The 6,126-nt window shown below is 53.8% G+C and carries 4 protein-coding genes and 1 pseudogene; all 5 read left to right on the top strand.

The features are described 5' to 3' along the window. The first annotated feature begins 299 nt into the window (after positions 1–299). Positions 300–839, top strand: a complete 540-nt coding sequence (locus Q7O77_RS13415; RefSeq protein ID WP_304168193.1) for a fimbrial protein — start codon at positions 300–302, stop codon at positions 837–839. Between the two features lie 619 nt (positions 840–1,458). Beyond that, on the top strand, positions 1,459–3,924 hold the full coding sequence (locus Q7O77_RS13410) for a fimbria/pilus outer membrane usher protein (protein WP_304168191.1): 2,466 nt from the start codon (positions 1,459–1,461) through the stop codon (positions 3,922–3,924). After that, complete coding sequence (locus tag Q7O77_RS13405) at positions 3,925–4,677, top strand: molecular chaperone (protein WP_304168188.1); 753 nt, start codon at positions 3,925–3,927, stop codon at positions 4,675–4,677. 172 nt (positions 4,678–4,849) lie between these two features. Beyond that, positions 4,850–5,887: a hypothetical protein gene (locus Q7O77_RS13400; RefSeq protein WP_304168185.1), complete on the top strand. Its 1,038-nt coding sequence runs from the start codon at positions 4,850–4,852 to the stop codon at positions 5,885–5,887. Between the two features lie 10 nt (positions 5,888–5,897). Beyond that, positions 5,898–6,126, top strand: a pseudogene (locus tag Q7O77_RS13395) (hypothetical protein); the annotation flags it as partial.

The raw sequence follows: 6,126 nt of genomic DNA, 5'->3' as shown, positions 1-6,126 counted from the left end.
ACACTATCCTCTTCGTCGGCAGCGTCAGATGTGTATAAGAGACAGAATATATACAAATCAATATAATTGTCTTGTTTTTTGGCCTGTGGTTAGATTGCCGCTCGTTCAACGCATGACGGTTTCATGGGATCTTTACATGCTGGATTGGCGTGGAAAAGGCGAGGTGGTGATGATGAATGCGCTGTCGCTGAACCACTCGATGAAAGATCCTGGCATCAATGCATTGACCGGTCAGGGCGTACTTTTTGGCTGCCGCCAACAAGCACGTTTTCATCTATTGAATTAAATCGGGAATGAAAATGAAATTATCCAATATTGCTTTGGCTACGATGATTGCTGTTACCTCTCTCACTGTCGTCAATGTGCAGGCAGCGGATAGCCACAATGGAAATGTGACCTTCAAAGGGAAAATTATTGATACGCCGTGCTCTGTCTCTCAGGATGATTTGGCTCAGACGATTGAGTTCGGTGAAATCAGCAAAACCGTGCTGAATAACGGTGGAACGTCGGTGATTAAACCTTTCGATATTACTTTAAGAGATTGTTCCATCGAGACCTCAACAACAGCAAATGTTGTATTCTCAGGAGGAACTGCTGCCGGCACAGATAATAAACTGCTGGCGCTGAATGGCGGTGCTAGCGGCGCTGGTATTGCGATTCAATACTCTGGTGAAAAAGTATCGTTTGACGGTACTACTGCCGCGGTGAGCAATTATAACCTGGTCAATGGCGATAATACGTTATCGTTCACTTCCTTCGTGCAGAAATTGCCGTCTGTGACGGATGTGACGACCGGTAATTTTGAAAGTACGGCCAACTTCGTGATCTCCTACCAGTAAAAAGAATCTATGGGAAAGGATTCCCTTTTAATATACACCAAGGAGATATCAGGAAAAGCATGTATTGTCAGCAGAATAAGGGCATGTGTACCGGATTGTCTTTATTAAATTATGGCTATATTAAAATATGACGCGCTAATAACAAAAATAAAGTCGGCTGCAAGGAGTATTAGTCCACCGTGCGCCGTGGATGTTAAAGAGGGGCACGCTATAGGACATTCTCCCCTTGTCGTTAAGTAATAGGTGAAAATCAATAATACGTGGTGATTGTCTGGCTAAAAATAATTCCTGTGAATTTACGAGGGCGTGTTCTATGGCCGAGATATGTATTTATAAACCTATTGCAATATGGAATCGCGATCTGTTTCTTGGATGAGATTAAGTGAATCCTTGATGGTCGGCGTGACTCTTTTATTTGGCGGTGTTTGCATCTGTTTTTTATGTCGTCGTCAGAAATGAAATTCAGAGATGCGGTGACGTGGGGAGTGTAATGATCTCTTATTTACCCCTTTTTCTTTCCTGAACGATGTTAACAATACACTGGTAACTATTGATGACGAATACGCAGGAAAAGAGAGTTATAAATAAACTGAATAGCACCTGTCGATACGGTCTGTTCATGGTTTGTTTTTTCTCCAATAATGCAAAAGCGACGGAATTCAATGCCAGCGTATTGGATATTGATGAACGTAATGAGATTGATCTAAGCCGCTTCGCTGATTCGGACTACGTCATTCCCGGCGACTATATGCTGACGATTAAGGTCAATAGCAAAATGATTGACCAGCGGAGAGTCAGCTACCTTGCGTCGAGCCCGGACGGTCGTCAATCACGCCTGTGTCTGGATGCGGAGACCGTCGGCAAACTGGCGCTAAAGCCGGAGGCCGCGGAGAACATTACGTGGTGGAACAACGGGCAGTGCGCGGATGTCTCTACCCTTAACGGAGTGAATGTTTCCAACCAGATTGGGATGGGAGAACTGAATATCTCCATCCCTCAGGCGTGGATGAAATACAGCAACAAAAATTGGACGCCGCCGGAGCAGTGGGACCCCGGTATCAACGGCGTCATGCTGGACTACAACCTGGTGGGCAACGTGCGTCGAGGCACCGGTAATGGCAGCTCCGCCCGTTATCTCAGCAGCTACGGCACGGCGGGGTTTAATCTCGGGGCATGGCGCTATCGTGCCGACTACCGGTATTACATGAATGCCGCGCGAGACAATCATCGTAAAGAGTTCTCCTGGGATCAGTTCTATGCCTTTCGACCGCTGCCGTTTATGTCGGCCGATGTCAGGCTGGGCGAGATGTATCTCAACACCAACCTCTTCGATAGCTTTCGGTTTATCGGCGCCAGTCTGGTCAGCAATGAAAACATGCTGCCGCCCTCGCTGCGTGGCTATGCGCCGGAGATTCGCGGCGTGGCCCGCTCCAATGCGACGGTCACCGTTATGCAAAACGGGCGTGTGATTCATGAAATCACCGTACCCGCGGGGCCGTTCTCTCTTCAGGATCTGAACAGCGGCGTGACCGGAACGCTGGACGTGCGAATCACGGAAGAAGACGGCTCCGTCACGACGTTCAAAACCGAAGCCGCCAGCCTCCCTTATCTGACTCGGCCGGGGCAAATCCAATACAAGCTGTCGGCCGGCCGCCCGTCGGACAGTCAGCGCCATCAGGAAAATTTGACGTTCTCCTCAAGCGAGTTTTCCTGGGGGATGAGCAATGCCTGGTCGTTATATGGCGGCACCACGTTGTCCAACGGCTACCAGTCCGGGTCTGTGGGATTGGGGCGAAACCTGTATCTGCTGGGGGCGGTGTCGGCGGATATCACCCAGTCTCGTGCCAGTTTGCCGAATACCCCGTTGCAGAATGGGCGCTCCTTTTCTGTGAACTGGTCGAAGCGCTTCGATTCCATCGACGGGCAGGTGAACTTCGCCGGATACCGTTTCTCTGAAAAGACCTTCATGGGGATGTCTCAGTATCTCTATGCGTTGAATAACAACGGAAGCGACTATCACAACGAAAAAGAGCGTTACGTCATTACCTTATCGAAAAATTTCGATAGCGAAAGGCAGTGGTTGAACGGCCTGTCTACGTATCTGAGTTACACCCAGCAAACCTTCTGGAATGAGCGGCAGCAGCACCGTTACGGCATCTCCCTGAACACCTATCTCGATTTGGGGCCGATTAAAGGGGTCTCCGCCGGAGTCTCTGCGTGGCGCTCGCTCTACAACGCGAATACCGACGATAGCATCTATCTCAATCTCTCCATCCCGCTGCGCGACCGGGAACGCGTCGGATACGGCTTAGGCAGCTATGGCGGGAAGATGACCCAAACGCTGACCTACAGCAATCAGCAGGATCAAAACCGAAGCTGGAATTTGAGCACGCGCTACGACGCCGCCAGCAAAGGCTACGTCAGTGGGACCTACAACTATGCCGCGTCGGCAACCAACGCCAGCATGGGGCTGTCCTGGCAGCAAGATGGTTACACCTATGTTAACGGCTCCCTGCGCGGGGGGATTACGGCGACGCGTCATGGCGTCGCCGCCCATCAGAAGGGGGTTAACGGCGGAACGCGTGTGATGGTGGACGCCAATGGCGTGCCGGGCGTGCCGTTCTCCAACGGCAGCGTGGTGACCAACGCTGATGGACTGGCGGTGATTGCCGGGACCAGCAGCTACTTCGATGTCTCGACGCGCGTCGACGTTCAGCATCTGCCAGACGACGTCGAGGCGTTGACAACCATTGTGCAGGGCACGCTCACCGAGGGCGCCATCGGGTACCGCAAATTCGAGATCGTCAGCGGCAATAAGGTGCTTGGCACATTGAGGCTGCCAGACGGACGTTATCCCCCGTTTGCGGCGACGGTGACGAACGCCAGCGGACGTGAAGTGGCCATGGTGACAGAGGAAGGACAGGTCTATCTCACCGGCGTTGCGCCAAATGAAACATTGACGGCGCGCTGGGACGGCGAAGCGCAGTGCCGAATGACCTTGCCTCGAACCTTAACCGGCCTGGCGTCCCTGCTGCTGCCTTGCCTGCCATTGCCCCCAACCAATGCAACAACTGGAGAAGAGTAAATGAACCAACATCGTCATTTCAGGATGTCTGCCGTACTGCTGGCGTGCATCGTGATGTTTTCGCCGACCTTGCAGGCGGCGATCAACCTTGACCGAACGCGGGTGGTCTACGACGGGGCGGAGCAAACCACCACCGTCACGCTGACGAACGAAAATGGAACCCTTCCTTTTCTGGCGCAAAGTTGGCTGACCGATAGCGAACACCGCAAAATTTCGGCCCCGCTGATGGTGCTGCCGCCGCTGCAGCGGATCGAGGCGGGCGGGCGCACCCTGATCCGTCTGGTGAAAACGTCGGGGATCGATCAACTGCCGCAGGATCGGGAGTCTCTGTTTTATCTGAATGTGCGGGAAATCCCGCCCAAACCGGAGAAGGCGAACGTTCTGCAGATTGCCGTGCAATCGGAGATCAAAGTGTTTTATCGACCGAAAAGCATCAAACCGGTGAAAGACGACGTTTGGCAACGCCGACTTAAAATCCGCAAGTCTGGTCAGCAGTTCGTGGTGGAAAATCCCACGCCGTATTACATCACCGTCAGCAATATTCAGCTCCGCTCAGGAGAGAAGGGGACCTCCTCTCTGCTGAAGGATCGGGCTTTTATGATTGCGCCGAAGTCCTCCGTCAACGTCGACGTTAAAGACCCGTCGGTGCAGGCGTTCTCGCTGTACTACGTCAATGATTTCGGCGGTCATCCGGAGCTGCGCTTTGCCTGTCAGCAGGCGACCTGTGCCGTGGTCGATAAGCAAACTCGCTGAAACAGGAAATGAAGATGACGACCGCCATGATGCGGGGCGCTACGGACGCGGAGCACATGACCATAGCGCCGTGTCGCGGACCAAACCGCCGGGATGTCGCGCTACGGCGCATCTCGTTGCTGAAACCCGCAGACATGGAGACGTCGGCGACTACATTGAAAAAGGGGAGAGTATGTCCAGAGTAGTGACCTCAGGCGCACGGCGTTGCCTGCCGTGGTTCTGCGGCGGCGTGTTGGCCATGCTGGCCGTTGACGCCTCCGCGTTGGAATGCCGCAAAGATACGGTAAACGGGCCGGTTTCCGACAGCGAGGATATCGGCGCGCTGAAAATCCCTTCCACGCTGCCGGTGGGCAGTCGGCTGTGGACGTCGAAAACCTACAGCCGCAATCTGGCCTGCTGGGCTTACAAAAATGTGAAGCCCAATGGCGAATACGCCTACTTCTACCCCAACCCGGGCGGAGAAGTGGTGGGCGCCGGGATCGGCATTGGGATCATCTACAACGGTCAGGATCTCGGGATCGTCTCGGGCGGTGGCGGGAGCGGCTCGCGGGTGTCGACAGGAAAATTTATCGCGCCGGGACCGTCAGGTTCCGCTCCGCCGAAAAATCCGACCATGATGCCCACCACGGTGCAGCTGTATCTGGAAAAAATCGGCAATATCAGCAACAACGGCTCGGGCACGGATTCTCTCAGCGTATTTCAGGTGGATGGCGAACTGGGTATCAACAATAAGCCTGACAGTAACTATGTTTTCCGGCTGTCCGGGCTGAGAAACATTGAGGTGATCCAGTGTTCGGCCAACGTCATTGTGTCGCCCAACAGCTATATCGATTTCGGCACGGTGCAGGCGTGGAGCAGCGCTTCCGCAGGCGTCGTGGCGCAGCAGGATTTCCAAATCAGCGCCTCGACCGACGGCGGCGAGGATTGCGGCAAAGGCTTCGACCTCACCGTCAACTTCGACGCGGCTTCCAGAAACAACGTTCTGGCCAGCGCTGACGGGATGGATATGGGAAATGGCTCGATGCTGAAAATCGAAGACGGCTCGACCGGCAACAACATCGTCTACAACCAGTTCATTGGCTTCATCAATGGGCTGACATCAGCCAGCGGCACGGTGGAAAAGCAATACACCGCCAGACTGTACGCGTCAGATGCGGCAGTCCCCGGCGATGTCGAGAAATTCATCGTCTTACGTTTCAACTATGACTAAGGCGGGGACGATGACGACAAGATGCCGAACCGCGATTCGTCGGGCCGTGCATGGCGTGCTGTGGGCACACCTGATGTCGCTGCCCGCGATCGCCGCCACCTCCGGTAGCGGGAATGCTCAGGACTATGTTTATGACGTGGGGTTTCATGTGCGGGTCGTGGATTCGCCGTGCGTGTTGAGCTCAGACTCAGAAAATATCGATGTAGACATGGGCGAAGAATCGACGCGGACCTTGCAGA

This window comes from Lonsdalea britannica, assembly GCF_946477055.1.
GTDB classification, from domain to species: Bacteria; Pseudomonadota; Gammaproteobacteria; order Enterobacterales; family Enterobacteriaceae; genus Lonsdalea; species Lonsdalea britannica_A.
This window is presented reverse-complemented; position numbering and strand designations above follow the sequence as displayed.